This window comes from Halomonas salipaludis (genome assembly GCF_002286975.1).
Taxonomy (GTDB): domain Bacteria; phylum Pseudomonadota; class Gammaproteobacteria; order Pseudomonadales; family Halomonadaceae; genus Franzmannia; species Franzmannia salipaludis.
In genome coordinates this window covers 189,060-215,448 of sequence record NZ_NSKB01000008.1, presented here as the reverse complement: position 1 = coordinate 215,448, position 26,389 = coordinate 189,060, and the positions used below count along the sequence as shown (strand labels likewise).

The window sequence follows — 26,389 nt, the reverse complement described above, 5'->3', positions numbered from 1 at the left end:
GTAAGCAAAGTTAGAAAAGTCCCGCCGGCTCCGCTGCCACGTCCCAGCTGAAGATCAGCACCTCGCGAGCATCTGATCCCTTGCCGCCGCCGACGGTGTAGCGGATGTCGGTGGTCTCGATGTGGAAGCCGGCGAAGATCCGCCGGATGTCGGGGTGGTCGTTGAGGCTGATGATAGCCTTGCCTTTGAGGGGGACCAGGATCTCTGCCATTTCCTCGTAGTGCTCGATGCCAAACCCGACGCCATAGCCCTCAGTCTGCCAGTAAGGCGGGTCCATGTAGAGCATGTGTGTTTGGGCGATCATGTCGGCGGAGGCATTCCTGCCAGGTGAGGAACTCGATTTAGGTGCTTGCCAGGCACAAGTAGGCTGCCGACAGGGTCTCCTCAAGGCGCAGCGGATTGAGGCCCGGCGGCGGGGGGGCGTCAGCGACGGGGCTCGAGGCTAAGTGCGGTGTAGTCGCCACGGTTTAGACGGTCAAGGCCGTCCTGGACGAGCGCCTGAGGGGGTGCATTGATGCGTGCCGGCTTTTAACGAGGCGCCGGCGGCCGACCTTGATGGGGGGAAGATTGCCTTACTGGAGCTGCCCACGAATGGTGTCGGGGGTGAGGCCTGAAGGCTCGGCGAACCGCTCGATGGTCATCAGTGGCACGGTGGCCGGGACCTGGGGCGTGTTGCTCGTTTCCATGTCGTACCTGCTCGTTTTGGCTAGTTGTGGTACTTTTTCTAAATGACCGTTAGGTGTCCGTGCTCAGTGTTTTCCGATAAAACAACACTTGTTAGATCGAGCTATAGGCGGTTCAGGCAACATGTCAAATGAGCTTGGAAAAAAAGTGCGCGAGATACGTGAAGCGGAAGGGCGCGGCCGGCAAGCATTTAGCGATCTGACGGGGATTCCGAAGCAGACACTGATCAATATCGAAAACGGTAGGAGCGCGCCGTCAGGGAAGCACCTAGAGCTGGTGTCGAAAGCATTCAGCAGGTACGCACTATGGTTAGTAACTAACTTGGTTGATGAAAGCTCTGGGCACATAAGCCCGGAGATCGAGAGAGCGCGGCAGATGCTCAAGCAAACAGGGACGGATACCGACTAGGCAAGGTGGCAGCGGCTAGGTGGTACCAGGGGGGAAAGGCTCCAGGATAAGGAGTGTCAGCCTTGAGCGGGCTTGATGGGGAGGTTGCTAAATCAGGTAAGCCTGAGGTCGATGTACAAGGCTAATCTATGCGTGCTACATGAATCACCCAGCGGCGTTGGCCATTTTCTTATATCATTTAGCTAATAAGCGATCATGGATATAATTGGGTGCAGCGATCTGAAGCGATATACTCATCCACGATAGGGTGGAAGATAATGTCCGGGCAGATCGCTTTTCTTGATGGTGTTTTTAGTTTTTATGCTTGCCTTTTGTTCCATGTTATTGTTATTTGAAATTCGCTATAGGCTATAGAGTTGTAAGTAAACTTCACATCTCTACTGGGGTTTATATCTAATTTTAGATCATGAAGATCACATAATGTCTTTGCCAAGTTCAAGCCTAAACCTTGACCATCTATATTTAAATCTTTCGCCTCTTGACCTTGATAACCTCGATCGAATACTTTTTCTTTTTCATCAGAATGTAGTAGAGGTCCTATGGATGAAACGGTCACACTAGCATGTTTATATGAGGGGTTATCATCAAAAATTATATTTATACTTTGGCCTTTGGGAGAGTATTTTATAGCGTTTTCTAATAGTACATAGGGTACAAGATCAAAGGCTTTGATGGCATCAATTTCAGAGAAAGATTCTCCAGTGAGATTAATATTAATTGCTTTCGTTCTGGCCAGAGAAGAAAGAACATGTCGTGATTTTTCGAACTTTCTATGGATGCCTGCTCGAAATAATTTTTGTCTTTTGATGGCTTCTGGATTAAGCTCTATGTCGGCCAAGCTTAAGCGGACGCTAATAAATCCTGCCAAATAAAAAACTGTGTCAATTTTCTCAGAGGCCTTTTTCCATTTTGCAGAGCTTTTTTGATTTTCCTGAAAATTTTTGCTCAGCTCTTCAGTTATAGATATAATGTCTGCACTGAATCTTCTCATTTCGTGCATTACATCATCAAGCGTGTTATTTAATTTTAAAATTTCACGTTTGGAGTGTTCATTTTTAGCCTTCAGATTTTGTATGGTAGCTTTTAGCTTTTGTTCCCTGTTATGCATTTTTTTATAGTTCATAATTTCTCAACTGTTAAAAAAGCTCATCAATATGGTTTTTGCTGTCAAGGTGAATAAATCTTTTATTTCAGGCGTGAGATCAATAGATGTAGTATCTAAAAGTTTGGGGTTCTTCTTAATGTACGCCTTCAGAAAGGTCTGCTCAAGCCTGTATATTTTGTATGCATCTATACCGCTTTTATCGAGTGTAAGCCGGAGCCTTAGCCAGCGCTTGTATGGGGTTGACATCACCATAACTGCATCATCTAGCTCTGAAACCCATTCCTCTATAAGGGCGGCTTTATCCATATGCCTATCTGCATATGACAGAGCTTTGTTGTGAGAAATAGAGTGCTGCATGCCTGTATAAGCAATAAGAAACTTATCGGGATATGTTTTTCTGATTTGCTCTATAAGGTGTGCACCTTCAAGTGAGCTACCAAACTCAGGAGCTACTCCACGGATATCACATATTATGACAGGATAATTAGAGATCTGTGAAAGAGAACGTATGTCTGGACCTAGCTCCTCAATTCTAAATCCATGGGTAGTTAAGCTTTTGCTTGGCTTGAAAGGATCGTCGTCTAGCACTGCTATTGCGGTCTCATTTTTTGCGTCAGGCAGCTTTTTAATTTCTTTCGATGACTCTAGTTGATATCGAAACATCATGCTACTCCTATAGTTCCCATAAGCATGATATCAGATGTTTAAAATTTTTCAAGGGTGTCGCGTTGCATTCAACTGTTGTAGTTTTTTATCGTTGATGACTGGGTGATGTAAATACTGAATAGTTTTATAAGCTCTCATTGAAATAAGTCATTGAGATAAGTTATTGAAATGACTTTGTTTGTATGGTGACTATGCTTAGGCTCAGTAACAGCCTAAAATAAAGTGGTTTAATGGTGGCTGATACATATGGCTGTGGTGTATGTAAGATGTGAAAGTTTTATATAGTTGTAGACGAGCGCCTCGTATTGTTAACTTTAATTTAATCGCCTGGGCCGATATGAAGGAAGGCCTCATATGCATTCTAATCTTCACGGATTTTGACTGGTACTTTTTTCTTGAGGAGAGAGAAGGTGATCACGACCACGCTTGATTAGGGTATCGCCATCGTACTGGTATGCATCTTCGAACCACTCCTCATTCAGGCCAGGGGTATCTTCGATATCAGTTCACTCAGCTTCAGACTCATTTAGCGGTGCGTCCATTCGTAGTGATCCTCAAGCCATTTCCAGTTCGACGTGTCCTGGAGAGGAACGGCGCCGTGAGGGGCCGATGACGATTTTGACGTCTCTTCCTAGGCGAGCGATCGCCTCGAGCATTTTGGCTTCGCTGATGCCGCGGAACTGCCCACGCAGCAGGGCAGAAACCTTAGGCTGGGGAATGCCCATTAGCTCTGCCGCTTTGGTCTGCGTGAGGCGGCGGCGCTTGATGATCTCGCCGATCTTGGCGGCCAACTGGGCCTTAATCAGCATTTCCTCGGCATCTGGCATGCCCAGGTCGGCATAGACGTTGGTGGAGCCGGTGTCGATGTTCATCACGGCCTCGCGATGGGCTAGTGGCGCCCGTCCATCTTGTTGACGTCATGCTCGGCCAGGAACTGGCGTAGCGCATCGTTCATGCGGGTCTGCCAGCCGGGGCCAGTTTGGCGGAAGGCTTCGATAACGTCCTGATCGTAGCGGACCTTGACGGGCACCTTGCGTTCTTTGGGTTCGAGCGGGGGACGGCCACGGCCACGCTTGACCAAGGTATCACCGTGGTACTGGTGGGCGTCGTCGAACCACTCCTGGTCGAGCTCTGGAGCGTCGTCAGGGTCAACCCATGTTGGCTTGGAAGTATCGGATTTCGCGTTCATTGGCGTGCCTCATTGAGATGATGCGCCGTCGTTGGCCTCTCCAGGTCCAGACAAGGACGACGAGGCGATGGTTCAGGTAGCCCAGGGGGATAATGCGCTCCTCACCGTAGTCGTGCCTGTTGTCGATCCGCATGATGGTGTCGCCGGCAAAGACTTGGTAAGCATGGGCAAAATCGAGCTGCCTTTCTTGTAGCGTCTTGAGGCGCTTGGCGTCGTCATACTCGATCTCTAGATCTTGGGGCATGAGGCGATCCTATTTGCCTATTTAATGTGCCCACGGAATATAGGGCTGTCAAACTGTGGTGGCTGGGTGGGGTGGCGAAAGTGTCGACAGCACTTGAATTGAGCACCCTCGCCCCTACGTTCTACATGGCTAGGCGGCATGCATCGCTGTCAGCCCGCTATTTCTGCATCAACAACCCGATCACAGGTTCCAGGAGGTGATTTGGATGTCGGTACAGACCGCTACCCGTAACGCTCACTACCATTCTCCCGCCGCGCAGCGGCACGATCCCTATCCGACACGGCTGTCGCAGCCGCTCGACATGCCTTGGCTCAAGCGCCGTGAGGCGGTGGTCAAGGGCAGCGCCGAGGATGGCCCCTTGAGCCAGGCGCAGCTCGATGCCTTCGAGCGCCAGGGCTTTCTATTCGAACCCAATTTCCTCAGCGGCGACGAGCTCGATGCCCTGCGCGAGGAGCTCAAGGCACTGATGTCGAACGAGGACTACGTTGGGCGCGATTTCAGCATCACCGAGCCGGGCGGCGAGGAAATCCGCTCGCTATTCGCCGTGCATTTTCTTTCTGAGCGCTTTCGGCGCCTGGCGCAGGATCCGCGCCTGAAGGGGCGCGCCGAGCAGATCCTCGGCGGCGAGGCCTATGTTCATCAGTCGCGGATCAACTACAAGCCCGGCTTCCAGGGCAAGGGCTTCAACTGGCACTCCGATTTCGAAACCTGGCACGCCGAGGACGGCATGCCGGAGATGCACGCGGTGAGCGCGTCACTGGTGCTCACCGACAATCACCACTTCAATGGCCCTTTGATGCTGGTACCGGGCTCGCACAAGGTCTTCGTGCCCTGCCTCGGCGAAACGCCGGACGATCATCACAAGCAGTCGCTGAAGATGCAGGAGCTCGGTGTGCCCGGCCGCGAGGCACTGGGCGAGCTGATCGAGCGGCACGGTATCGAGGCGCCGACCGGTGCGGCAGGGGGGCTGCTGCTGTTCGACTGCAATACGCTGCACGGCTCCAACGCCAATATGTCGCCGGATCCCCGCAGCAACGCATTTTTTGTCTACAATCGTCGAGACAACCGCTGCGTTGCCCCCTATGCGGCAAGGCGTGCACGGCCGGCATTCCTGGCCCATCAGCCAGATGCAGACTGGTCGCCGTGATGGCGAGAGACGTCTCGAGTGACGCATTAGGCGGGGGCGCTGGACTGGCGCGCCCGCTGCGGTAAACTGTGACGCTTATTATGTAAGCGGCGCCCGAGACGTCGCCTCCCTTTTATTCAGGAGAATATCCCGCCATGCGCTTTGTTCCCCGTTTTACCGATGGCCAGGAATTTCCTCACGCGCTGGGCAAGATCGTCTGCGTTGGTCGCAACTACGCCGACCATGCCAAAGAGCTGGACAACCCGATTCCCACTGAACCGCTGCTGTTCATAAAGCCGTCGACCTGCGCGGTGCCGCTGGACGAGCCGATCGATGCGCCGTTTTCACGCGGCGACGTGCACTTCGAGACCGAGTTGGCGCTGCTGATCGGCGAGCCGCTGACCCATGCCACCGCCTCGGAAGCCGAGCGTGCGGTGGCCGGTATCGGCCTGGCGCTGGACCTGACCCTGCGCGACGTGCAGTCGCAGCTCAAGGAGAAGGGCTACCCCTGGGAGATCGCCAAGAGCTTCGACGGCGCCTGCCCGCTGTCGTCGTTCCTGGCACTCAACCGCGTGCCCAACTGGAGCGCACTGACCTTCAGCCTGGACATCGACGGCGAGCGGGTGCAGAGCGGCGAAGGCTCCGACATGCTGTTCCCGGTGGCGACCCTGCTGGCCGAGATGAGCCGTCACTTCACGCTGCTGCCGGGCGATGTGGTGCTGACCGGTACCCCACCGGGGGTCGGCGAGCTGCCGCGTGGCGCCGAGCTGCACTTCACCCTGACCGGTGGGCTGGAAGTGGCCACTCGGGTAGTCGACTAAGCTTTTGCAAGATCAACACCAATGCGCCCCCGCAGCCTGGCTGCGGGGGCGCATTGCGTTGGGCCAGTGGCCGTATCACTCGAGGTAGGTGTAGCCCTGCAGCCCGGCGGAGAGGTCGGCGAGGAAGTCCTGATGCTCCTCGACGCTGAGTTGGCTGGCGTCCAGCTGGCTGGCCAGGTGGCGGCGCAGCACTTCGGCATCGAAATTGACGTGGTCGAGGACCTGGGCCACGGTGTCGCCCTGGATGGCATGCGACAGCACCCAGTCGCCATTGGCATCGAGGGCGGCGTCCACCGAGTCGGTGTCGCCAAACAAGTTGTGCAGGTCGCCGAGGATCTCCTGATAGGCGCCGACCAGGAAGAAGCCGAGCAGCTTCTCGTCGCCGTCGCGCCACTCCGGCAGCGGCAGGGTGCTCTCCACGCCCTGGCCGTCGACATAGTTGTCGATGCGCCCGTCGCTGTCGCAGGTGATGTCCTGGATCACCCCGCGACGGCTCGGCGTACGCTCCAGGCCGCTCAGCGGCATCACCGGAAAAATCTGCTTGATGCCCCATACGTCGGGTAGCGACTGGAACAGCGAGAAGTTGACGAACAGCTTGTCGGCGAGCTTCTCGGCGAGTTCGTCGAGGATCTCGCGATGAGCGCGATTGCGCCCGTCGAGGCGCGCCTTGAGTCGCGCGCAGGCGGCGAAGTAGACCGCCTCGCCCTCGGCGCGCGCGACCAGGCCGGCCAGTCCCAGCACGAAGCGATCCTGCAGCTCGCCCATGGCCTGCACCAAGTCATGGTAGGCCTCGACCAGGCCGCGCGGCTCGTGCATGTCGGCCAGGCGGCCGTGGACGCGCCACAGCTCGTCGATCTGCGGGTCATCCTCGACCTGGCGCGGCGGTGCCTGGTCCTCGATGCGCTCCTCGCCGATCACATTGGTGATCAGCACCGCATGGTGGGCGGTCAGTGCGCGGCCCGATTCGCTAATTAGGTGTGGGTGCGGCAGGCCTTCGGCCTCGCAGGCCTGGCGGAAGGCCCACACCACGTTGCTGGCGTATTCGCGCATCGAGTAGTTGATCGAGAACTCGCTGCGCGAACGGGTGCCTTCGTAGTCGATGCCCAGGCCGCCGCCGACGTCGACGGTGTCCACTGGTGCACCGAGTTCGCGCAGGCTCTGGTAGAAGCGCGCGCACTCGCGCAGGCCGCGCTGGATATCGCGAATATTGGCGATCTGCGAGCCGAGGTGGAAGTGCACCAACTGCAGGCTGCCCAGCGCATCGCTGCGCTTGAGCCGTTCGATGACGCCGAGGGTCTGGCCGGCGGTGAGGCCGAACTTGGACTTCTCGCCGCCGGTGTCCTGCCACTTGCCGCGACCCACCGAGGCAAGCCGGGCGCGCAGGCCGATGCGCGGCGTGACACCGAGGGTGGCGGCCTCCTCGAGGATGATGTCAAGCTCGGAATACTTCTCCACCACCAGGTAGACCCGATGACCGAGTTTCTCGCCCATCAGCGCCAGGCGGATGTATTCGCGGTCCTTGTAGCCGTTGCAGACGATCAGCGACGAGCCGTCGCCGGAGAGTGCCAGCACTGCCAGCAGTTCCGGCTTGCTGCCGGCCTCGAGGCCGACCCGGCCGTGGCCGCGCTCCTGGGTAGCGAGGATCTCCTCGACCACCCGGCGCTGCTGGTTGACCTTGATCGGGTAGACCGCGGTATAGCCGCCGGTATAGGCCTCTTCGCGAATCGCCGCGTCGAAGGCCGCGCACAGCTGCTCGACCCGGTCGTGGAGGATATCGGTGAAGCGCACCAGCACCGGCAGGCGCAGGCCGGCCTCGCGCAGCTGGTCGACCAGTGCATCCAGCGGCAGCGCCGGACCCTCGGTTTCGCTGCCCAGCGGGCGCACCACGGTGTGGCCGCCGTCATCGACGTCGAAATAGCCGCTGCCCCACTGGTCGATGTTGTAGGTGTGGCGCGCCAGGCGTGAAGGCGACGGTGCGCCGGCATCGAGCAGACTCATGCGGGGTGGGCCTCCGGCAGGGCCAGCGCGCCGTGTTGCAGGCGGCTGAGCAGAATGGTCCGGAACTGCTCCGGGTCATGGGGCGTCAAGTCGTGGGCCGGCGGGTCGACATAGACCACCAGCAGCCGCGACAGCCAGTAGCGCAGCGCGGTCATGCGCAGCATCATCGGCCACGCCGCGCACTCGGCGTCGGTCAGCGGGCGGCGCGCCTGGTAGGCGCGCAGGATGGCGTCGTGGCGCTCGGCGTCGAGGCTGCCGTCGGCGTTTACCGCCCAGTCGTTGATGACGATCGCCAGGTCGAACAGCAGGTCACCGGTGCAGCCGTTGTAGAAGTCGATGATGCCGCCCAGCCGCTCGCCGTCGAACAGGGTGTTGTCGCGGAACAGGTCGCCGTGCAGCGCGCCCTGAGGCAGGTCCGGGGCGTCGCCGAAGAACGCCTGGTAGGCGTCGACCTCGTCGCTCATCAGCGCCTGGTCGTCGGCGGAGAGGTAGACCAGCACGCGATGATGCATGGCCACCAGCCAGTGCAGGTCGCGGGGATTGGGGCGGTGGCCGTCGAAGTAGCGCGATACCGCGTGCATATGGCCGAGGGCATCGCCCAGCGCCTGGCACTGGGCGAGATTTGGCGACCTGGGATACGTCCCGGGCAGGCGCGGAAACAGCAGCGCCGGCTTGCCGGCCAGGCTCTGCAGGGCGATGCCTTGACGATCATGCACTGGGCCGGGCACCGGCAGGCGATGGTCGGCCAGGTAGTCGAGCAGATCGACGAAGAACGGCAACTCCTCGTGCTCGCCCTGCTCGAACAGCGTCAACACCAGCGTCTGGCGCTCGGTGGTGACGAAATAGGTGGTGTTCTCGGTGCCGCTGGCTACGCCCTCGAGCTGCGTCAGCGTGCCAACGTCGAAGCGTTGCAGAAACTCTGCGACCTGAGCCTGGCTCAGCGGGGTAAATACGGCCATGTCTCTCTCGCCCGGGGTTGCCAAGCGGCACATTGTACCGTCTTGCTTGTGCGATGCACGAAAAGTGTCGCCGGCCGGAGCGGGCTCAACGCCCGGTATTGACCCAGTCGGGTACCTCTATCGCATCACCGCTGACACGGCTGAAATTGCCATCACCACGGCGATCGAGCAGGTGGTAGCGGTCGCCGTCGCGGGTGCGGATCTCGATGGCGTAGAGCTGTCCGTTGATGCGGAATTCGCGCAGGGTGCGATCCCCCTCCTGGCGTTCGGTGACCTGGGGTTCGGGCGATGACTGGGCGTGGCTTACGAGGCTTGCCAGCAGCAGGCTCGAGCAAAGCAGCGCTGCCAGCAGCGCGGCACGGGGCAAGGGGAGTCGCGACATGTAACCTCCTGCCGAAAGCGGCATGGTATCTGTGCGGTTGGACACTGACGGTGGGCGGTAATTCACTGCCACTGGCGGCAGGATAGTATAAATCTGGGAGGCTCTCTTAGCGAGGGAAGCCTGACGCGGCGCGGCGAGCTGCGTATCATGGAGGCATTGCTCATGCCCAAGGGATCGCTTCACCATGGCTGACAGCCCCATCGTCCTCGTCGACGGCTCCTCCTACCTGTATCGCGCCTTTCACGCCCTGCCACCGCTGACCACCTCCCAGGGCCAGCCCACCGGGGCGGTCAAGGGTGTGCTCAATATGCTCAAGCGGCTGATCAAGGACTACCCGGACAGCCCCATGGCAGTGGTGTTCGACGCCAAGGGCAAGACCTTCCGCGACGAGCTGTATGCCGAATACAAGGCCCAGCGCCCGCCGATGCCCGACGACCTGCGCAGCCAGGTCGAGCCACTGCACGCCTGCGTGCGCGCCCTGGGCCTGCCGCTGCTGTGCATCGAGGGGGTCGAGGCCGACGATGTCATCGGCACCCTGGCGCGGCGCGCCACCGAGGCCGGCCGCGATGCGGTGATCTCCACCGGCGACAAGGACATGGCGCAGCTGGTCAACGGCCATATCACCCTGGTCAACACCATGAAGGACGAGACCCTCGACGAGGCCGGCGTGGAGCAGAAGTTCGGCCTGCCGCCGTCGCTGATCATCGACTTCCTGGCGTTGATGGGCGACAAGGTCGACAACATCCCCGGGGTACCGGGGGTCGGCGAGAAGACTGCGCTGGGCCTGCTGCAGGGCATGGGCGGCGGCCTGGACGCCATCTACGCCGATCTCGACAAGGTCAAGACGCTGGACTTCCGCGGCGCCAAGACCCTATCCAAGAAGCTCGAGGAGCACCGCGACCAGGCGTTTCTCTCCTACCAGCTGGCCACCATCAAGACCGACTGCGAGCTGCCGGTAGGCCTCGACGACCTGGAGATCGCCCACCCCGACCGCGAGGCACTGCTCGAGCTGTATCGCGAGATGGAGTTCAAGGCCTGGCTGTCGGAGTTGCTCGAGGGCAAGGACCAAGGCGTTGACGACGTGGCCGGCGGCACCGCCACGCCCCAGGCCGATAGCGGTGAGCCCGCCGCGACTCCCGCCGCACGCGACGACCAGGTGATCGTCGACCAGGCCGCGCTGGACGCCTGGCTCGAGCGGCTGCGCCAGGCCGAGCGCTTCTGCTTCGATCTCGAGACCACCAGCCTCAACTACATGGAGGCCGAGATCGTCGGCGTGGGGCTGGCCCTGACGCCCGGCGAGGCGGCCTATATCCCGCTCGGCCACGACTACCTCGACGCCCCGGCCCAGCTCGACCGCGCGGCGGTGCTGGCGGCCCTCAAGCCGCTGTTGGAAGACACGGCCAAGGGCAAGATCGGCCAGAACCTCAAGTACGATATCTCGGTGCTGGCCAACTACCAGATCAGTGTGGTCGGGCCGCTGGCCGACACCATGCTCGCCTCCTACGTGCTCAACTCCACCGCCACCCGCCACGACATGGACTCGCTGGCGCTCAAGTACCTTGGCGAGAAGACCATTAGCTTCGAGGAGATCGCCGGCAAGGGCGCCAAGCAGCTGACCTTCAACCAGATCGCCCTCGAGCAGGCCGCGCCCTACGCCTGCGAGGATGTCGATATCACCCTGCGTTTGCAGCACGAGCTGCGCCCGCGCCTCGAACAGGAAGGCCGGCTCGCCGCGGTGCTCGATGAGCTGGAGCTGCCGCTGGTGCCGGTGCTGTCGCGCATGGAGCGCACCGGGGTAGCCCTCGACGCCGAGCGGCTGCACACCCAGAGTCAGGCCCTGGCCGAGCGCATCCGTGAGCTCGAGGCCGAGGCCTTCGAGCTGGCCGGACGCGAGTTCAACCTCAGCTCGCCCAAGCAGCTCGGCGAGATCCTGTTCGAGGAGCAGAAGATCCCGGTGCTCAAGAAGACCCCCAAGGGTGCGCCGTCCACCGCCGAGGCGGTGCTCGAGGAGCTGGCGCTGGACTATCCGCTGCCCAAGGTGATCATGCAGCACCGCGGCCTGGCCAAGCTCAAGTCGACCTACACCGACAAGCTGCCGCGGCTGGTCAATGCCACCACCAAGCGCCTGCATACCAGCTACCACCAGGCGGTCACTGCCACCGGACGGCTCTCCTCCAGCGACCCCAACCTGCAGAACATCCCGATTCGCACCGAAGAGGGGCGCAAGATCCGCCAGGCCTTCGTCGCCCGGCCCGGCTACCGCATCGTCGCCGCCGACTACTCGCAGATCGAGCTGCGCATCATGGCCCACCTCTCCGAAGACAAGGGCCTGCTCGAGGCCTTCGCCGAGGGCCGCGACATCCACGCCGCCACCGCTGCGGAAGTATTCGGCGTGCCCCTCGACAAGGTCTCCGCCGACCAGCGGCGCAGCGCCAAGGCGATCAACTTCGGGCTGATCTACGGCATGAGCGCCTGGGGGCTGTCGCGGCAGCTGCACATCGAGCGCAACCAGGCCCAGACCTACATCGAGCGCTACTTCGACCGCTACCCCGGGGTGGCGCGCTACATGGACCGTATTCGCGCCCAGGCCGCCGAAGACGGCTACGTCGAGACGGTACTCGGCCGGCGCCTCTACCTGCCCGAGATCAAGGCCCAGAACCACGCCCGCCGCCAGGCCGCCGAGCGCACCGCCATCAACGCGCCGATGCAGGGCACCGCGGCGGACATCATCAAGCGCGCCATGATCGAGGTCGACACCTGGCTACAGGGCAGCGCCAAGACGCCCTGCGAGTTCGACGCCTGGATGGTGATGCAGGTCCACGACGAGCTGGTCTTCGAGGTCAAGGAGGCCGACGTCGACGGCTTTATCGAGGCGGTCAAGACGCATATGCGCAATGCCGCCGAACTGCGCGTGCCGCTGATCGTCGAGGCGGAGAGTGGGGCCAACTGGGACGAAGCGCATTGATAGCGCCCAGCAGGTCTACGACGGGTAGCCGACGTGAATTCCAGCAGGTAGGGCAATCGCAGTTGCCACTAAGCGAAGGACGCCGGGGACAGACCGAAGAGGAGGTTCTACGCCATGGATGGCGTAGGTAGCGCCCAGGGAGGGTTTACAGCGCCTCCTCGTAGGTCTGTCGACGGATCAGTTCCGAGCGGTGCTGCCTATCTTCGATGGCCTTGTCCAAGCCTGCCTTTGCTCGTGACGCAACTCCCGCCTTCCCCCTGAGATTGGGTGAAAAAGCCTAGTACTGCAGCACCGTGGCGGTGCGCTGGGGCTCGAGGCTGACCTGTTCACCGATCTGCCACAGGGTGTGGCTGGGGGTGATGGCGCAGAAGCGCTGGCCGTGCTGCTCGAGCAGGTAGAAGCAGTCGTGGCCGCGGAACTCGCGCTCGACCACGGTGGCGCCATGGCCGTCCGGGGCGGTGGCCAGGGCCAGGTGCTCGGGGCGCAGCGAGACACGCACCGGGCCGCGGCTGGCCGGAGTGATGGCCACTGGTCCCAGCGCGGTCTGGGCGATCTCGCCGTCGGCATCGCCGTCGAGCAGGTTGGTATGGCCGAGGAACTCGGCGACGAAGGCGGTGGCCGGGTGCTGGTAGACCTGCTCGGGGCGGTCGACCTGGATCAGCTTGCCGGCGTGCATCACGCCGACCTGATCGGCGAAGGAGAGCGCTTCGGCCTGGTCGTGGGTGACCAGGATCACCGAGGTACCGGCGGCCTTGAACAGCTGGCGGACCTCCTTGCGGGTCGACTCGCGCAGCGCCGCATCGAGGTTGGAGAAGGGCTCGTCGAGCAGTACCAGCTGCGGCTCGGCGGCCAGCGTCCTGGCCAGTGCCACGCGCTGCTGCTGGCCACCGGAGAGCTCGTCGGGCATGCGTTCAGCCAGGTCGGCCAGGCCGACCATATCGAGCCACTCGCGGGCGCGGGCGGCGCGCTTGGCCTTGGGCAGATGGCGCATGGCGAAGGCCACGTTGTGGCCCAGGCTCATGTGCGGAAATAGCGCATAGTCCTGGAATACGATGCCGATGCGGCGCTGCTGCGGCGGCTGGTCGAGGATGCTCTTGCCGCGCAGCACGATATCGCCGGCCTCGGGATGCTCGAACCCGGCAATCATGCGCAGGGTGGTGCTCTTGCCGCAGCCGCTGGGGCCGAGCAGCGCCAGGATCTCGCCGTTGCCGAGGGTGAAGCCGACATTCTCGACCGCCAGTGGATCCCGGGACCGATAGCGCTTGCTCAACCCGCTGACGCTGAGCAGCGGAGCAGGGCGCTGCGGCGCACTGGCCTGGGGAGTGGCATTGAGATTGAGGGTGGTCATCGCTTGCCCTCTTTGGTTAACAGGAAGCCCACCGACAGGCTCGAGAACACCACGATGGCGGCGGCGAAGGGGGCGGCCTCGGCCAACATGCCCTCGGAGGTGCGGGTGAACACGGTCACCGCCAGGGTGGTGTAGCCGGTCGGGGCCAGCAAGAAGGTGATCGGCAGCTCTTTCATGCACAGCACGAAGACCAGCGCGATGCCGGCCAGGATGCCGCGACGCAGGCGCGGAAAGATCACCCACAGGAAGGTGCTCAGCGGGCCGTGGCCCAGCGAATGGGAGGCCTCTTCCATGTTGGGCCGCGTCTGCAGCAGGGCATTGCGAATCGGGCCCAGGGCCAGGGCCAGCGAGGCCATCGCCCAGGTCACGATCAGCAGCGTCAGGGTCTGGTAGAGGAAGGGCGCGGTGCGCAGTGAGAAGAACACCATCGCCAGGGCCAGAGTCAGCGGCGGAATCGCGTAGCCGATGTACGCCGAGCGCTCGATAAGGGTCGCCGCGGTGGAGCGGTAGCGCACCGTGAGATAGGCGATCGGCAGGGCGAAGGCCGCCGCCAGCAGGGCGGCGGGCAGTGCCGCCCCCGCCGAGCGCAGGAAGGTGCCGGGCACTCGCGCGAAGAAGCTCAGGTCGGGCGGTGCCAGCACCAGCCAGTAGCCGAGGATCAGCGCCGGCAGGCCCACCGAGGCGCCGAAGATCAGCGCCAGATAGGGGTAGGCCAGCCAGCGCAGCCGGCCCAGGCGCATCGGCTTGACCGGCCGCGCCACCCCGGTGCCGACCCGCGCCAGCTTGCGCTTGACCACCAGGCTGTCGAGCATCACGAAACTGGCCGCCACCGCCAGCAGCATGATCGACAGCCAGGCGGCATAGATACGGTCGAAGGCGCCGGAGTACTGGGTGTAGATGGCGTAGCTGAAGGCCTCGTAGCGCATTAGCGCCACCGCGCCAAAGTCGCCCAGTACGTAGAGGGTGATCACCAGCCAGCCGGCCATCAGCGAGGGCGCCAAGTGGGGCAGGATGATCTTGAGAAACACCTCGCGATTGCCGTAGCCGAGGCTCCTGGCACTCTCTTCGAGGTTACCGTCGAGGCCCGCCAGTGTGGCGCGCAGGTTGAGAAACAGATAGGGGAAGGTATACAGCGAAAGTGCCAGCAGGGCGCCGACGTAGCCGTCGATGCGTGGCAGCTGTACGCCGGTGAGCTGGGCCAGCACGCCGTAGTTGCCGCCCAGGCCGATCAGCGCATAGGCCATCACGTAGCCGGGCACCGCCAGCGGGATCACTCCGAGCACGGTCAGCAGGCGCTTGAAGCGGATATCGGTGCGTACTACCAGCCAGGCCAGCGGTAGCGCTATCAGGGTGGTCATGACCACCACGCCTGCGGCGAGCGACAGGGTGTTGAGCAGCAGGTCGAGGTTGCGCTGGCGCAGCACTAGGTTGGCGAGGGTCTGCGGGTCGGCCTCGAAGGCGCGCAGTGCGAGGTAGAACAGCGGTACCAGCATCGCTGCCGCCGCCACCAGCGAGGGCAGCAGGATATGCAGCGGCACGCGCCGCGCGCGGCCTTTCGGCAGGGCGCGACGGGCAGCAGGGCTGGCTAGCTCGGCGCTGTGGCTCATTGTCTCTCGCTGTTCAAGTCACGACCGATATTGGCCACCATTAAAACGCACAAGACCAGGGTGGCAATGCCACCCTGGTCTCGACTCGCTCGCTTGACGACGCTAGGGCTTACAGCAGCTCGGCGTCGCGCAGCAGGTTCAGCGTGCCTTCGAGATCTTCCAGGTCATCCAGGTCGATCTGCGGGCTGACCTCCAGCAGGCGGTCGAAATCCTCGAGTTCCGGGTTCTGGATCACGTCGCGGGTCACCGGGTACTCATAGACATTGCCGGTGAAATACTGCTGGGCGGCCGGCGACAGCAGGAAGCGCACGAACTCCAGCGCCTCTTCCTTGTTGTCGCTGCTCTCCAGCACCGCGATGCCGGCGACGTTGACCAAGTTGCCGATATCGCCTTCGGCGAAGAAGGCCTGCTCCACCGGGAAGTCTTCATCGGTAGCCAGGAACCGCGGCAAATAATAATTGTTTACGAGGCCGAAGTCGATTTCTCCGTCGGCGATGCCCTGCACCTGAGTGGTGTTGTTGCGGAAGGTCACGGCGCCATTGTCGCGCATGCCCTCGAGCCACTCCTGAGTACGCTCGTCGCCATGCTCGACGCGCATCGCGGTGACGAAAGATTGGAAGGAGCCATTGGTGGGCGCCCAGCCGACACGGCCTTCGTAACGCTCGTCGGTGAGATCGAAGACGCTCTCGGGATACTCCTCTTCGCTGACCCGTTCCGGCGAGTAGGCGAACACTCGGGCGCGGCCGCTGGCGGCAACCCAGTTGCCGGTCTCGCTGGTATAAATGCCGGGCAGGCCGTCATAGATATCATCGGGCAGCTCAGCGAGCAGGCCGGCCTGGCTGATCGCGCCCATGGCGCCGGCGTCCTGGCCCCAGTAGAGGTCGGCGGGAGAGCGCTCGCCCTCTTCCTGCAGCAGTACGGCCAGTTGTGCGGTATCGCCGTAGCGTACGTTGACGTTGATGCCGGTGTTTTTCTCGAACTGGGCGATGATCGGGTCGACCATCGACTCGCCACGCCCTGAATAGAGGGTCAGGTCGGCAGCAGCCAGGGGGGCTGCCAGCAGCGTGGAGACAAGCGTGGCGGAAGCGATGAGCGTCTTTTGCATGGCGATATCCCTTGTCGTATTGGCATGGGGTGGCGAACGTTATGGGTACGATAGCAAGAAACAATCTGATTGCAAATGATAATGATACGCAAAGTTTTTGCGTTGTCGTGTTGCTAGGTGCTGGTGCGGTGAGTGCCAGGTTCTCTACACTGGAGGGCTCGACGAGACAGGAGCCGAGCATGACGGAGGCCCGCAACCTGCAGGCGCTGTTGGCGTGGCGGGCGCAGCTGGCCGCGCAGCGCTGGCGCGGTCTGCTGTGGATATCCGCCAGCCCGGACCAGGGGCTGGCGCGGGCGCTGGCGATCTGGCGGCAGGATCCGGCACGGGGGCTATGGGTCGCGCCCGTGTGCCCCGCGGGCATCACCGAATCGGCTTGGCTACCTGCTGCCAAGGCGCGCACCCGGCTCGGCGGCGAGCAGACGCTGGTGGTGTTCGATGCGGCCAGCGAAGGGGCCGGCTTCGACCCGGACGCCTTCGGCGCGCTCAGCGGCACCCTGGTGGCCGGCGGGCTGCTGGTGCTGCTCACGCCGCCCGACTGGGGCGCACGGCCGGATGCCGACTACCGCCGTCTGGCCGACCATCCGTACCGACCGGCGCAGCTGCCGTCGCGTTACCTGCAGCGCCTGGCGCGGCAACTCGAGGCCGCCCCCGACGCGGCGCGCTGGTCGAGCGATGGCGACCTGACGCTGCCGCCCCTGCCGCCGCCTGCTGAGGGCGGTGCGGGTGGTTCGGAACCCGCGGATAGCGCCTGCGCCACCCCGGACCAGGCCCAGGCGGTGGCGCGGCTGCTGCGCTTGCGCCGGCGCCGGCCGCTGGTGATCAGCGCCGACCGTGGCCGCGGCAAGAGCGCCGCGCTAGGCATCGCCTGCGCGCGCTGGCTGGCCAAGGGCGAGCGCGAGATCCTGGTCACCGCGCCGCGCCCGGCGGCGGTAGAGACGCTGTTCATGCACCTGCAACGCCACTGCCCAGACGCACGACGCCACGGCCTCGAAATCAGCCTGCTGCGCGACGGCGATACTCAGCGGGTACGCTTCGTGGCCCCGGACGCCCTGGCCGAGAGCCACGGCGCCACGACCGGCCCCGGCAGCCTGCTGCTGGTGGATGAGGCAGCGGCGATCCCCGCGGCGCTGCTGGCCGACTGGCTGGTGCGCTTTCCACGGATTGCCTTTGCCACCACCGTGCACGGCTACGAAGGCTCGGGGCGCGGCTTTGCACTGCGCTTCATGCCCCACCTGCAGCGCCATGCCCCGGATTGGCGCGCCTGCACGCTGACGACACCGGTGCGCTGGGCCGAAGGCGACCCGCTCGAAGCGCTGACCCGCCACCTGCTGATGCTGGATGCCGAACCGGCGGCCACGCTGCCGGCACCGAGCGTTGCGACGCTGGCGCTGCGGCGCTGGAAGCGGGCATCGCTGGCGGTCGACGAAGCGCGCCTCGCTGAGCTGTTCGGCCTGCTGGTGCAGGCCCACTACCGCACCCAGCCCAGCGACCTGCGCCGCCTGCTCGACGGCCCCGGGGTATCGATCACCACCCTCGAACAAAGTGGCAACACCCTGGCGGTGTCGCTATGTAGTGAGGAGGGCGGCTTCACCGCTGAGCTGGCCGAACGCGTGGCCCGCGGCGAGCGCCGGCCACGTGGCCATTTGCTGGCTCAGTCGCTGGCCGCCCACGCCGGCAGTCGCCGCGCCCTGACCTCGCGGGTACGGCGTATCATGCGCATTGCGGTACATGGTGAGGCCCGCCGTCAGGGTATCGGCCGGCAGCTGCTGGCCGCCGAGGTCGAGCGCGCCCGGCACGACGGCATCGACCTGCTGGGGGCCAGCTTCGGTGCCGACCCCGAGCTGATGGCCTTCTGGCATGCCGCCGGCTTTCGCGCCGTACGCCTGGGACTGAGCCGCGAAACCGCCACCGGCGAGCATGCGCTGATGGTGGCGATACCCATCAGCGACGCCGGACAGGCACTGGTCGACAGCCTCACAGCGCACTTCCAGGCTCTACTGCCGACCCTGCTGGCCTATGAACTCAAGGGCCTGGAGCCGGCGGTGGCCGCAGCGCTGCTCGCCGAAGGTCAGGCGCCGCCGCTGGATGTCCAGCAGCGCCGCGATCTCGACGACGTGACCCTGGGCCGCCGCGAGCCGGCACTGGTGCGCCCGGCGCTGCAGCAGCTGGTGCGGCGCGGCCTGGCCGGCGACGCGCCCCGCGACGACGACGCCTGGCTGCTGGTGGCCTGGTTGTTCCAGGCCCGCGATAGCGCCTGGCTGGCCGAGCGGCTGGGACTCAGCGGGCGGCGCGAGGTGCAGGCACGGCTGCGCGAGGCGCTGACCCGCTGGCGCGACTGGGCACAGTGATGGCCATTATTGGAGCGAGGGACGCTGGAGGCAGGTCGACGAGGAGGTTTCGATGCCATGGATGGCATCGGTAGCGCCCACGGATGGTTTACAGCGCCTCCTTGTCGGCCTGCCGACGGGTCAGTCCCGAGCCGTACTAATATCCGTGACACTCTTGCCTGTGAAGAGCCTAGGCTTTCCCTGGCAGCGAGCGGTCAGTAAAGTGATGAAGGTTATCCCTTATGTAGACCCATCATGAACGCACATCTCGACCAGTTGGCGCCGCAGGCGCTGTGGCAGCACTTTCGCACGCTGTGCAATACCCCGCGGCCGTCGGGGCACGAGGCGGCGCTGGTAGCCACCCTCGAAGCCTGGGCCGAGGCCCAGGGCCTGGCCCACGACCGCGACGCCTATGGCAACCTGCGGCTCAAGAAAGCCGCCTCGCCAGGCTGCGAGGCAGCTCCCGGGGTGATCCTGCAGGGCCATCTCGACATGGTCGCCCAGGCCAATGCCGACCATCCCCACGACTTCACCCGCGACCCGATCAAGACCTACATCGAGGATGGCTGGCTGCGCGCCCGCGGCACCACGCTTGGCGCCGATAATGGTCTCGGCGTGGCGGCGGCGCTGGCCATCCTCGCCGATCCCACGTTGCGTCACGGCCCGCTCGAAGCGCTGTTCACCCTCGAGGAGGAGACCTCGATGGGCGGCGCGCTGCAGCTCGCCGAGGGCTGGCTGGAGGGCCAGCTACTGCTCAACCTCGACTCCGAGGATCGCGGCGAGGTGTATATCGGCTGCGCCGGTGGCGCCGACGTGGTGGTCGAGGCGCAGCTGCCGACCAGCGCGCTGAGCGAAGGCGAGCACCCCTACCGGCTGGCGCTGACTGGCCTGCGCGGCGGCCACTCGGGGATCGATATCGCCACGGGCCGTGGCAACGCCAACCGGCTAATGATGCGCGTGCTGCGGGCGCTGGCACCCTGCGGCGCCAGGCTGATCGACTATCGCGGCGGCACCCTGCGCAATGCCCTGCCGCGGGAAGCCTTCGCCACCCTGGCCCTGGCCGAGGATGAACTGGCGGTGGCCCAGGCGCGGCTCGCCGCGCTGGGCGAGGAGCTGCGTAGCGAGCTTGCTGGGGTCGACGAGGGTCTGACGCTGAGCCTGACGACGACCGATGGAGCCGCCGATGAGGCGCTGACCGCCACCGCCAGCCATCTGCTGGTCGACGCCCTGCACGCCGCCCCCTGCGGCGTCGAGCGCATGAGCAGCGCTGTGCCGGGGGTAGTCGAGACCTCCAACAACCTCGGCGTGGTGGCGCTCAGCGAGGGGCGTTTCCGGCTATGTGCGCTGGTGCGCTCGCTGCGCGATAGCGCCACCCAAGACATGGCTGACCGCTTCAGCGCGCTGTTCGGGCTGATCGGTGCCCGCACCCGGGTCGAGAACGCCTATCCCGGCTGGGCGCCTGCGCCGCATAGCCCGCTCCTGGAGCGTTTCAAGCGGCTGCATCGCGACCAGCTCGGCACCGAGCCGGCGGTCAAGGTGATCCACGCCGGCCTCGAATGCGGCATCCTCGGCGGCAAGTACCCGCAGCTGCAGATGATTTCCTTTGGGCCGCAGATCCGCGGCGCCCACTCGCCGGACGAGCGCGTCGAGATCGACTCGGTGAACGAGTTCTGGCTGCTGCTGCGCGGGCTGGTGGAAGATCTGGCCATGCCTACCGCACCTGACGCGGCGGGCATGGCCTGAGGCGCGTCGTCAGTCGACCCGCACGCTGACGATAGGTACGTTGCCCAGGCGCACCAAGGGTACGCTGCTGGAGGAGCTATGGTAGTGGTGATGTTCGACCCGCCGTGGCGGTGCCGGGCGATAGCGTGGCGCGTGATGGTGGACCACCACCGGTCGGCGATGATGCTTGGGCCGCTTGGCATGGCGCGGTGCGCGGTGATGCTTGCCGCCGCGCGCCTGGGCGCCATAGTAGTGGTGATGCACGCCGCCGTGATAGCCGCGGCGGTCGTGGTCGGCCATCGCCGGTGTGCCGGCCATGGCCAGCGCCAGGCCGATGCCGAGCAGCAGGCCGCTCAAGGTAATGCGTTGCATGGGGTGTCCTCCGTTGTGTCGATGGGATGATTCACCCTGCAGTTCCCGCATCAGTATATTCCGCCCAGGCGGCGCTGCACGGCGACCCTGGCGACTTCCATCGAAGCTGCACGGTTACGCCGCGGCGACGCCAGATGCCGACACCTGAAACGCCAGCGGCCGCCCGTGGGCGGCCGCTGGCAATCTCGTGCGCCGAAGGCTGGTTATCAGCCCAGGTAGGCGCCCAGCATCCACACGGTCTTCTCCTGTTCGCGGATATAGTCGCCGACCTGGGCGGCGGTGCCCTCGTCGTCGGCATCCGAGGCCAGCGAGAGGATCTCGCGCTGCAGCTCGATCAGTGTCTGGTAGCCGGTGAGCACGCCACGCACGCAAGTCGCGCCGTCGTGGACGTTCTTGTCTTCCTTGAGGTTGGCGGTGGCCACGTAGTCGCTGTAGGCGTGGATCGGCTGGTGGCCGAGGGTCAGGATACGCTCGGCGACCTCGTCGACCTTGGTCAGCAGGTCGGTGTAGAACTCCTCGAACTTGGCGTGCAGCTCGAAGAACTCCGGCCCCTTGATGTTCCAGTGGTAGCCGCGCACATTCATGTAGAAGACTTGGTAGTTGGCCAGCAGCGCGTTGAGCTTGTCGGCCAGCTGGCTGGCGCTGGCCGGGTGCAGGCCAATGGCGTTGGTATCGGACATGCGGTTGCCTCCTCTCTCCCTGATGGTAACGCCCATGAGTCTAGCGGCCGGGGCGCGTGACGGTTAGCGAATTATCGCCATGGCGGCCATAGCGCCAGGCAATGGCACCATGACAGCGCCTCTGCATGTTGAGATGCCGATCCTCGCGGCGTTTTTCAACCGCGCTGTGCATTGAACAGCCGCACCACGCCCTCGGCGCGGTCGCTGAGCAGCTCGGCGCAGCGCGTCAATGCGTCGTCGAGGGCCATGGGGCCGTCGGCCAGGGCGAAGGCGGCAGTGACGCCCTCCGCGTGGCAGGCCTGCCAGCCCTCGCCGAGACGCCCTACCAGTGCCACGCAGGGCACGCCGTTGGCCGCGGCGCGGCGCGAGATCCCCACTGGGGTCTTGCCCGCCAGGCTCTGGCCGTCGAGCTGGCCCTCGCCGGTAATCACCAGGTCGGCCTCGGCCAGCAGTGCGTCGAAGCCGACCTGCTGCATGACCAGCTCGATACCCGGCCGCAGCTCGGCGCCGAAGAAGGCGCGGGCGGCGAAGCCCATGCCGCCGGCGGCACCGGCACCGGGCAGGTTGCGGTGATCGTCACCCAGCGTTGCGGCGGTCGCGTCGGCGAAGTGCGCCAGGGCGGCGTCCAGGGTCGCCACATCGGCGTTGCTGGCGCCTTTCTGGGGGCCGAACACGGCGCTGGCACCGCGCTCGCCGAGCAGCGGATTGTCAACGTCCACGGCGGTCTCCACGCGCAGCTTGGCGAGCCGCGGGTCGAGGCCACTCAGGTCGAGGGTTTGCAGTTTGGCGAGCGCCGCCCCGCCGGGCGCCAGCGGTTTACCCTCGGCATCCAGCAGCCGCGCGCCCAGCGCCTGCAGCATGCCGGCGCCGGCGTCGTTGGTGGCGCTGCCGCCGAGGGTCAGCAGCAGCGTTTCGGCGCCGGCATCCAGCGCCGCCAGGATCAGCTCGCCGACGCCATGGGTGGTGCTGTGCAGGGCGCTACGTTGGTCGCGGGGGATCTGCTGCAGGCCGCTGGCCTCGGCCAGCTCGATGAAGGCGCTGCGTGATTCGGCGTGCCAGCCCCAGGCGGCCTCGCAGGGGCGGCCGAGGGCGTCCTGGACGCGCTGCTCGCGGCGCTCGGCGCCGGTGGCGTCGAGCAGGGCATCCAGGGTGCCCTCGCCGCCGTCGCCCATCGGGCAGCGAATCAGCGTGGCCTCGGGCAGGACGCGCTGGATGCCGTAGGCAATGGCGCGTGCGGCGTCGCTGGCGGGTAGCGCATCCTTGTAGCTATCGGGGGCGATCAGAATCTGCATGGGCGGCTCGTCAACGGATCATGGAAAGGAGTACTGAGCTTATCCTATCTCGTTGGGGTCATAGCAACGCGAGTGACGAAACTGCAAGGGCGCTGTTTTCGACGTAGACTGCCCGCAGCAACGTGGAGGAGAGCCAATGCAACACGGCGGATGGCGATACTGGTGTTGGGTGCCGTTGCTGGCACTGGCGGGTTGTGCTAGTGGCCCCGCGACGCTGCCGGCGCAGACCGCCCAGGTGCCGGCGGAGTGTCGCTGGGCCCTGGGCGAGCATGAGCGCCTCGTGGTGACGCGGGGAGCGGTGGATGCGCTGGAGCGCGAGGGTTACCGCATCACCCATACCGATACCGAGCTTGGCGTGGTCAGCGGCGAGCGCAGCCGGGTGCTGCCGGGCTATGGGGCGCGCTATGATGACCGCTGGTCGCGCGGTAGCGGCGTGTTCGGCAGCATCGGTGGTGGTGTCGGCGGCGGCGGTCGTGTGTCGGTCGGCTCTGGGGTGGGAATCGGCATCGGTATCGGCGGTGGCCGCGCCGGCTACGGCGGTGGTTTCCCGGCCGATGCTACCCGCATCGAACGGATCTCGGTGGTGGCGCCTGGAGAGCGGGTGCTGGTCTCCCAGGATAGCCGGGTGGTCGACGCCGAGGGGGCGGTACGCGAATCGCGCAGCGGCGGCGACGCCGCACTGTGCCGGGCCATTCGGCAGGCCATTGCGGCCGAGCAGGAGGCGCCATGAAGAGCAACCTATCGAAGCGATTGCTGATCATCGCCCTGCTGGCCGTACTCGGCGGCTGCGCCGCCGCGCCGATGGCACCCGAGCCGCGTGCCTTCGTGCTGCCGGTGGAGCGCCAGGCGGCGCTGGCGGCGGGGCTCGAACTGCTGGTCGAGCGTGGCTACGTGATCCGCCATGCCGATGCCGAGCTGGGCCGCGTCGAGGCGGTGTCGGCGGCCTGGCCGGGCTATCGACTGCGCCTCGAGGTGGATGAGAGCCCCCACGGCGCCTTGATCTCGTTCAGCGGCCAGCGCGGTAATCAGCCGCTGGCCCCGCACAGCCTCGACCCGCTGCTGGTGGAACTGCAGGCGGCACTGGGGCTGGCACCCTGAACCCACGCACTCGATCTGGAATTCATCAGCGGAACATGAAACGCATGACAGCAAGCAAACGATGTGTCTGGTGGCGGCGACTGGTGCTAGGCGCCGCGCTGTCGATGCTGCCGGGACTGGCGCTGGCCCACCCCCACGGCTGGATCGACATGAGCATGCGGGTAATCGTCGATGATGATGGCCGCGTCGAGGCGCTGCATCAGCGCTGGCGGATGGATCCCTTCTACAGCCTGGTGCTGCTCGAGGAGCTCGGCCGCGCCGAGGGCGAGGAGAGCCTCGAGCAGCGCCTCGACCTGCTGGGCATGGAGATCCGCGACACCCTGGCGCCACAGGGCTATTTCACCGAGCTGTACCACGGCGAGGCTGCGATAGGGCTGGGCGAGGTTCGGGAATACACGGTGATGGAACGCGACGGGCGCGTCGAGTTCATCTTCCTGCTGCCGCTGGAGACGCCGCTGCCGCTCGATGGTGAGCCGCTGGTCTATCGCGTCTTCGATCCCACCTATTACATCGAGGTGCTGCACGAAGAGAACGGCGATGGACCCAGCGACGACGCCCTGGTGGTGACCGGGGCCGAGTCGCGCTGCAGCACCCGGATCCTGCCCGCCGACCCGGATCCGGCGCAGGTCGCCCAGGCGGCGCGCCTGGATATCACCGACGAGGCCCCGGACGGCCTGGGCCGCTACTTCGCCGAAACCGGAGAGATCCAATGCGACGCATGACCGGTGCTGTGTGGCTAGGTGGCTTGGCCGGCATTCTCGTCGTGGCAGGGTTGATCTGGCTGTTCCAGGGCGGTGCCCAGGCGATCAGCTTGCAGGTAGTGGCTTGGCAGCGCGACCTGCATCGTGCCCTGACATTGGCGATCACCGAATTGTCCGGGGCGCCGTCGCCGGCGGCCTGGGTGACGCTGCTCGGCATCAGCTTCGGCTACGGGGTGTTTCATGCCGCGGGACCCGGCCACGGCAAGGCGGTGCTGACCACCTACCTGCTCTCCCAGGGGGGCGCCCTGCGCCGCGCCCTGGCGCTGTCGTGTGCCGCCTCGCTGCTGCAGGCACTGGTGGCGATCACGCTGGTGGCGGTGCTGGTACACGGCCTGGGCTGGTTGACTCGCCAGGCGATGGGCTCGGTGGCATGGGTCGAGCAGGCCAGCTTTTTCATGGTCACGCTGCTCGGCCTATGGCTGTGCTGGCGCGCGCTGCGTCAGCTGCGGCGCACACCGGCGGCCGCCAGTGTCGGGGCCGCAGCGACCCGCCCGACTGGGGCTATCGCGAATCACGACCACGAGGCTCATCAGCACCATCATCATGAACACCATCATGATCACTGCGGCTGCGGCAGCGCTCACCATGTCGACCCTCGGCAGGCCGCCGACTGGCGCACCGCGCTGGCCACGGTAGTGGCGATCGGTATTCGCCCGTGCAGCGGCGGTGTGCTGCTGCTGGGCGCGGCATCGCTGCTCGGACAGTTCTGGGTCGGGGTCAGTGCGGTACTGGTGATGGCGGCGGGCACGGCGTTGGCGGTCTCGGCGTTGGCGCTGGCCAGCGTGATGGCCCGCGGCTGGGCCGAGCGGCGCCTGGCGCGTCAGTCGAGTGGCAGCGGCGTGCAGAGGATGGTGGGCTGGGCCGCCCTGGCGGGTGGCCTGACCATCGTGCTGCTCGGCGTGTCGCTGTCGGTAGCTGGCGTCAGCTCGCCGAGCCGCGACCCGCTGCTGACGCCGGGTGCCGAACGCAGCGGCCAGCCGCAGGAGAGCGAGGCCCCGCGGCAGTCGCCCTTCGGTTAAGCATCGAGGGTCAGACCCTCGACCAGTGCCAGCACCCTGTCGCGCAGCGCGGCCAGGGCGTCGAGGTCGTAGGGCTCGGCCTCGCCGTGGCCCCATACCGGCGCCGGCCAGGCGGCATCGTCGCGGTGGCGCACGATCACGTGTACGTGCAGCTGGGAGACGACGTTGCCGAGGGCGGCAATATTCAGCTTGTCGCCGCCCAGCGCCTGCTTGAGCGCGTCCCCCAGCTGCGCGGCCTCCCTCCACAGCTGCGCTTGATCCGCCTCGCTGAGGTCGCTGACCTCGCAGGCGCCGCCACGCCGCGGCACCAGAATCAGCCAGGCGAAGCGTGCATCGTTCATCAGCAATACCCGCGACAGCGGCAGCTCGGTAATCGGGAAGGTGTCGGCGTCGAGCCGCGGGTCGAGGGTCAGATCGTGCATGTCGTCTCCTTGGCAAGGGGGCAGACGGGCCTAAGTCGCCTTCGCGCTGGCGGCGGATTATGCCATGCTATGGCGCGGCAACATCGGGA

Annotated in this window: 26 protein-coding genes; 10 read left to right on the top strand and 16 right to left on the bottom strand. The window is 64.6% G+C overall.

Translation table 11 applies throughout. The features are described from left to right. Positions 1–10: 10 nt before the first annotated feature. A complete protein-coding gene (locus CK498_RS20540; RefSeq protein ID WP_217987821.1) occupies positions 11–304 on the bottom strand; it encodes a hypothetical protein in 294 nt (97 codons plus the stop codon). A 503-nt stretch (positions 305–807) separates the two neighbouring features. On the opposite strand from CK498_RS20540, the gene CK498_RS26905 reads away from it, so the two are divergent. After that, positions 808–1,092 (top strand): helix-turn-helix transcriptional regulator, encoded by a 285-nt coding sequence (locus CK498_RS26905; protein WP_095622731.1) that lies wholly within the window; start codon positions 808–810, stop codon positions 1,090–1,092. A 298-nt stretch (positions 1,093–1,390) separates the two neighbouring features. On the opposite strand, the gene CK498_RS20530 is transcribed toward CK498_RS26905, so the two are convergent. The 5 genes from CK498_RS20530 to CK498_RS20510 all read right to left on the bottom strand — a co-directional run bounded on the left by CK498_RS20530 (position 1,391) and on the right by CK498_RS20510 (position 4,296). Continuing rightward, the gene (locus tag CK498_RS20530) at positions 1,391–2,215 is read right to left on the bottom strand and encodes an ATP-binding protein (RefSeq protein WP_095622730.1); all 825 of its coding nucleotides are present in this window, start codon (positions 2,213–2,215) and stop codon (positions 1,391–1,393) included. A 6-nt stretch (positions 2,216–2,221) separates the two neighbouring features. Further along, positions 2,222–2,863: a hypothetical protein gene (locus CK498_RS25920; RefSeq protein WP_141246987.1), complete on the bottom strand. Its 642-nt coding sequence runs from the start codon at positions 2,861–2,863 to the stop codon at positions 2,222–2,224. Between the two features lie 554 nt (positions 2,864–3,417). Continuing rightward, a complete protein-coding gene (locus CK498_RS20520; protein WP_217987820.1) occupies positions 3,418–3,735 on the bottom strand; it encodes a helix-turn-helix domain-containing protein in 318 nt (105 codons plus the stop codon). A gap of 17 nt (positions 3,736–3,752) precedes the next feature. Continuing rightward, positions 3,753–4,052: a BrnA antitoxin family protein gene (locus CK498_RS20515; protein WP_095622727.1), complete on the bottom strand. Its 300-nt coding sequence runs from the start codon at positions 4,050–4,052 to the stop codon at positions 3,753–3,755. Further along, a complete protein-coding gene (locus tag CK498_RS20510; RefSeq protein WP_095622726.1) occupies positions 4,012–4,296 on the bottom strand; it encodes a BrnT family toxin in 285 nt (94 codons plus the stop codon). Before CK498_RS20510 ends, CK498_RS20515 begins: the two co-directional genes overlap by 41 nt. Positions 4,297–4,501: 205 nt before the next feature. Between CK498_RS20510 and thpD the strand changes: the two genes are divergently transcribed. Next, positions 4,502–5,443 carry an ectoine hydroxylase gene (thpD, locus tag CK498_RS20505; RefSeq protein ID WP_095622725.1) on the top strand — a complete coding sequence of 314 codons (942 nt, stop codon included), beginning with the start codon at positions 4,502–4,504 and terminating at the stop codon, positions 5,441–5,443. 134 nt (positions 5,444–5,577) lie between these two features. Further along, the gene (locus CK498_RS20500; protein WP_095622724.1) at positions 5,578–6,243 is read left to right on the top strand and encodes a fumarylacetoacetate hydrolase family protein; all 666 of its coding nucleotides are present in this window, start codon (positions 5,578–5,580) and stop codon (positions 6,241–6,243) included. Positions 6,244–6,318: 75 nt separating this feature from the next. Here CK498_RS20500 and speA read toward each other — a convergent pair whose 3' ends face one another. The 3 genes from speA to CK498_RS20485 all read right to left on the bottom strand — a co-directional run bounded on the left by speA (position 6,319) and on the right by CK498_RS20485 (position 9,582). After that, on the bottom strand, positions 6,319–8,241 hold the full coding sequence (speA, locus tag CK498_RS20495) for a biosynthetic arginine decarboxylase (RefSeq protein WP_095622723.1): 1,923 nt from the start codon (positions 8,239–8,241) through the stop codon (positions 6,319–6,321). Continuing rightward, a complete protein-coding gene (locus CK498_RS20490) occupies positions 8,238–9,200 on the bottom strand; it encodes a homoserine kinase (RefSeq protein WP_095622722.1) in 963 nt (320 codons plus the stop codon). The genes speA and CK498_RS20490 overlap by 4 nt, the downstream gene beginning before the upstream one ends. 85 nt (positions 9,201–9,285) lie before the next feature. After that, on the bottom strand, positions 9,286–9,582 hold the full coding sequence (locus tag CK498_RS20485; RefSeq protein WP_095622721.1) for a DUF2782 domain-containing protein: 297 nt from the start codon (positions 9,580–9,582) through the stop codon (positions 9,286–9,288). Between the two features lie 184 nt (positions 9,583–9,766). Here CK498_RS20485 and polA point away from each other — a divergent pair, with 184 nt between their 5' ends. Beyond that, the gene (gene polA / locus CK498_RS20480; RefSeq protein WP_095622720.1) at positions 9,767–12,547 is read left to right on the top strand and encodes a DNA polymerase I; all 2,781 of its coding nucleotides are present in this window, start codon (positions 9,767–9,769) and stop codon (positions 12,545–12,547) included. 277 nt (positions 12,548–12,824) lie between these two features. On the opposite strand, the gene CK498_RS20475 is transcribed toward polA, so the two are convergent. The 3 genes from CK498_RS20475 to CK498_RS20465 all read right to left on the bottom strand — a co-directional run bounded on the left by CK498_RS20475 (position 12,825) and on the right by CK498_RS20465 (position 16,607). Continuing rightward, a complete protein-coding gene (locus CK498_RS20475) occupies positions 12,825–13,895 on the bottom strand; it encodes an ABC transporter ATP-binding protein (protein WP_095622719.1) in 1,071 nt (356 codons plus the stop codon). Beyond that, positions 13,892–15,502: an ABC transporter permease gene (locus CK498_RS20470; protein WP_176475856.1), complete on the bottom strand. Its 1,611-nt coding sequence runs from the start codon at positions 15,500–15,502 to the stop codon at positions 13,892–13,894. Before CK498_RS20470 ends, CK498_RS20475 begins: the two co-directional genes overlap by 4 nt. Positions 15,503–15,611: 109 nt before the next feature. Continuing rightward, positions 15,612–16,607, bottom strand: coding sequence for an iron ABC transporter substrate-binding protein (locus CK498_RS20465; protein WP_095622718.1), 996 nt, complete (start codon positions 16,605–16,607; stop codon positions 15,612–15,614). Positions 16,608–16,786: 179 nt separating this feature from the next. Between CK498_RS20465 and CK498_RS20460 the strand changes: the two genes are divergently transcribed. Both CK498_RS20460 and CK498_RS20455 read left to right on the top strand, forming a co-directional pair. Continuing rightward, the gene (locus tag CK498_RS20460; protein WP_095622717.1) at positions 16,787–18,955 is read left to right on the top strand and encodes a tRNA(Met) cytidine acetyltransferase TmcA; all 2,169 of its coding nucleotides are present in this window, start codon (positions 16,787–16,789) and stop codon (positions 18,953–18,955) included. Positions 18,956–19,189: 234 nt separating this feature from the next. Then, positions 19,190–20,677 carry an aminoacyl-histidine dipeptidase gene (locus tag CK498_RS20455; protein ID WP_095622716.1) on the top strand — a complete coding sequence of 496 codons (1,488 nt, stop codon included), beginning with the start codon at positions 19,190–19,192 and terminating at the stop codon, positions 20,675–20,677. 9 nt (positions 20,678–20,686) lie between these two features. On the opposite strand, the gene CK498_RS20450 is transcribed toward CK498_RS20455, so the two are convergent. The 3 genes from CK498_RS20450 to CK498_RS20440 all read right to left on the bottom strand — a co-directional run bounded on the left by CK498_RS20450 (position 20,687) and on the right by CK498_RS20440 (position 23,000). Then, the gene (locus CK498_RS20450; RefSeq protein ID WP_095622715.1) at positions 20,687–21,028 is read right to left on the bottom strand and encodes a hypothetical protein; all 342 of its coding nucleotides are present in this window, start codon (positions 21,026–21,028) and stop codon (positions 20,687–20,689) included. Positions 21,029–21,234: 206 nt separating this feature from the next. Next, positions 21,235–21,708: a Dps family protein gene (locus CK498_RS20445; RefSeq protein WP_095622714.1), complete on the bottom strand. Its 474-nt coding sequence runs from the start codon at positions 21,706–21,708 to the stop codon at positions 21,235–21,237. Positions 21,709–21,863: 155 nt separating this feature from the next. Then, positions 21,864–23,000, bottom strand: coding sequence for a glycerate kinase (locus tag CK498_RS20440; RefSeq protein ID WP_095622713.1), 1,137 nt, complete (start codon positions 22,998–23,000; stop codon positions 21,864–21,866). 136 nt (positions 23,001–23,136) lie between these two features. On the opposite strand from CK498_RS20440, the gene CK498_RS26235 reads away from it, so the two are divergent. From CK498_RS26235 to CK498_RS20420, 4 genes are read left to right on the top strand one after another with little or no spacing between them, the layout of a single operon-like run. After that, complete coding sequence (locus CK498_RS26235; protein WP_176475855.1) at positions 23,137–23,730, top strand: hypothetical protein; 594 nt, start codon at positions 23,137–23,139, stop codon at positions 23,728–23,730. Next, positions 23,727–24,098: a hypothetical protein gene (locus CK498_RS20430; protein WP_095622711.1), complete on the top strand. Its 372-nt coding sequence runs from the start codon at positions 23,727–23,729 to the stop codon at positions 24,096–24,098. The genes CK498_RS26235 and CK498_RS20430 overlap by 4 nt, the downstream gene beginning before the upstream one ends. 44 nt (positions 24,099–24,142) lie before the next feature. Next, positions 24,143–24,820, top strand: coding sequence for a DUF1007 family protein (locus tag CK498_RS20425; RefSeq protein ID WP_176475854.1), 678 nt, complete (start codon positions 24,143–24,145; stop codon positions 24,818–24,820). Beyond that, positions 24,808–25,878 carry a nickel/cobalt transporter gene (locus tag CK498_RS20420; RefSeq protein ID WP_407645880.1) on the top strand — a complete coding sequence of 357 codons (1,071 nt, stop codon included), beginning with the start codon at positions 24,808–24,810 and terminating at the stop codon, positions 25,876–25,878. The genes CK498_RS20425 and CK498_RS20420 overlap by 13 nt, the downstream gene beginning before the upstream one ends. On the opposite strand, the gene CK498_RS20415 is transcribed toward CK498_RS20420, so the two are convergent. Further along, positions 25,875–26,300, bottom strand: a complete 426-nt coding sequence (locus CK498_RS20415) for an HIT domain-containing protein (RefSeq protein ID WP_095622710.1) — start codon at positions 26,298–26,300, stop codon at positions 25,875–25,877. The two genes, CK498_RS20420 and CK498_RS20415, sit on opposite strands and share 4 nt — an antisense overlap. Positions 26,301–26,389 lie beyond the last annotated feature (89 nt).

Bases quoted from the DNA above. Each gene is read 5' to 3' on its own strand.
- CK498_RS20500 (WP_095622724.1), top strand. From the start codon at position 5,578: ATGCGCTTTGTTCCCCGTTTTACCGATGGCCAGGAATTTCCTCACGCG.
- CK498_RS26235 (WP_176475855.1), top strand. From the start codon at position 23,137: ATGCAACACGGCGGATGGCGATACTGGTGTTGGGTGCCGTTGCTGGCA.
- CK498_RS20455 (WP_095622716.1), top strand. From the start codon at position 19,190: ATGAACGCACATCTCGACCAGTTGGCGCCGCAGGCGCTGTGGCAGCAC.
- CK498_RS20520 (WP_217987820.1), bottom strand. From the start codon at position 3,735: ATGAACATCGACACCGGCTCCACCAACGTCTATGCCGACCTGGGCATG.
- CK498_RS20510 (WP_095622726.1), bottom strand. From the start codon at position 4,296: ATGCCCCAAGATCTAGAGATCGAGTATGACGACGCCAAGCGCCTCAAG.
- CK498_RS20540 (WP_217987821.1), bottom strand. From the start codon at position 304: ATGATCGCCCAAACACACATGCTCTACATGGACCCGCCTTACTGGCAG.
- CK498_RS20460 (WP_095622717.1), top strand. From the start codon at position 16,787: ATGACGGAGGCCCGCAACCTGCAGGCGCTGTTGGCGTGGCGGGCGCAG.
- CK498_RS25920 (WP_141246987.1), bottom strand. From the start codon at position 2,863: ATGATGTTTCGATATCAACTAGAGTCATCGAAAGAAATTAAAAAGCTG.
- CK498_RS20490 (WP_095622722.1), bottom strand. From the start codon at position 9,200: ATGGCCGTATTTACCCCGCTGAGCCAGGCTCAGGTCGCAGAGTTTCTG.
- CK498_RS20475 (WP_095622719.1), bottom strand. From the start codon at position 13,895: ATGACCACCCTCAATCTCAATGCCACTCCCCAGGCCAGTGCGCCGCAG.
- speA (WP_095622723.1), bottom strand. From the start codon at position 8,241: ATGAGTCTGCTCGATGCCGGCGCACCGTCGCCTTCACGCCTGGCGCGC.
- thpD (WP_095622725.1), top strand. From the start codon at position 4,502: ATGTCGGTACAGACCGCTACCCGTAACGCTCACTACCATTCTCCCGCC.
- CK498_RS20530 (WP_095622730.1), bottom strand. From the start codon at position 2,215: ATGAACTATAAAAAAATGCATAACAGGGAACAAAAGCTAAAAGCTACC.
- polA (WP_095622720.1), top strand. From the start codon at position 9,767: ATGGCTGACAGCCCCATCGTCCTCGTCGACGGCTCCTCCTACCTGTAT.
- CK498_RS20440 (WP_095622713.1), bottom strand. From the start codon at position 23,000: ATGCAGATTCTGATCGCCCCCGATAGCTACAAGGATGCGCTACCCGCC.
- CK498_RS26905 (WP_095622731.1), top strand. From the start codon at position 808: ATGTCAAATGAGCTTGGAAAAAAAGTGCGCGAGATACGTGAAGCGGAA.
- CK498_RS20415 (WP_095622710.1), bottom strand. From the start codon at position 26,300: ATGCACGATCTGACCCTCGACCCGCGGCTCGACGCCGACACCTTCCCG.
- CK498_RS20430 (WP_095622711.1), top strand. From the start codon at position 23,727: ATGAAGAGCAACCTATCGAAGCGATTGCTGATCATCGCCCTGCTGGCC.
- CK498_RS20515 (WP_095622727.1), bottom strand. From the start codon at position 4,052: ATGAACGCGAAATCCGATACTTCCAAGCCAACATGGGTTGACCCTGAC.
- CK498_RS20465 (WP_095622718.1), bottom strand. From the start codon at position 16,607: ATGCAAAAGACGCTCATCGCTTCCGCCACGCTTGTCTCCACGCTGCTG.
- CK498_RS20445 (WP_095622714.1), bottom strand. From the start codon at position 21,708: ATGTCCGATACCAACGCCATTGGCCTGCACCCGGCCAGCGCCAGCCAG.
- CK498_RS20485 (WP_095622721.1), bottom strand. From the start codon at position 9,582: ATGTCGCGACTCCCCTTGCCCCGTGCCGCGCTGCTGGCAGCGCTGCTT.
- CK498_RS20470 (WP_176475856.1), bottom strand. From the start codon at position 15,502: ATGAGCCACAGCGCCGAGCTAGCCAGCCCTGCTGCCCGTCGCGCCCTG.
- CK498_RS20450 (WP_095622715.1), bottom strand. From the start codon at position 21,028: ATGCAACGCATTACCTTGAGCGGCCTGCTGCTCGGCATCGGCCTGGCG.
- CK498_RS20420 (WP_407645880.1), top strand. From the start codon at position 24,808: ATGCGACGCATGACCGGTGCTGTGTGGCTAGGTGGCTTGGCCGGCATT.
- CK498_RS20425 (WP_176475854.1), top strand. From the start codon at position 24,143: ATGACAGCAAGCAAACGATGTGTCTGGTGGCGGCGACTGGTGCTAGGC.